The 249-nt window shown below is 55.0% G+C and carries 1 protein-coding gene; it reads right to left on the bottom strand.

The window, feature by feature from the left end:
• A partial coding sequence (locus tag AAEZ05_RS29610) for an EamA family transporter (protein ID WP_162828135.1) occupies positions 1-187 on the bottom strand: 187 nt, incomplete at its 3' end.
• Positions 188-249 lie beyond the last annotated feature (62 nt).

Below are 249 nucleotides of genomic sequence, written 5' to 3'. Positions count from 1 at the left end.
GGTTGGGGCGGATCTGCGGCCAGTGGGCGACCACCGGTTTGAGCATGAACGGCGTGAACAGCAACGCTGCGAACAGCCAGCGATAAAAGCCGATTTCAGCCGGAAAGATCGAGCCCACGGCCAATTTGTTGACCACGGTGTTGCCGGCCCAGATAAAGATAGCCAGCAGTGGATACGCGTATTGCATTGAAAAGAAACCCAGTGTGTTGACGAGGCAGGATTATCCTCTGTCTGGATCGAAGCCTATAC

Source organism: Pseudomonas sp. HY13-MNA-CIBAN-0226 (assembly GCF_040310305.1).
Classification (GTDB): Bacteria; Pseudomonadota; Gammaproteobacteria; order Pseudomonadales; family Pseudomonadaceae; genus Aquipseudomonas; species Aquipseudomonas gregormendelii.
Note: the sequence above shows the minus strand (reverse complement) of the source record. Positions and strands in the feature narration are given on the sequence as shown.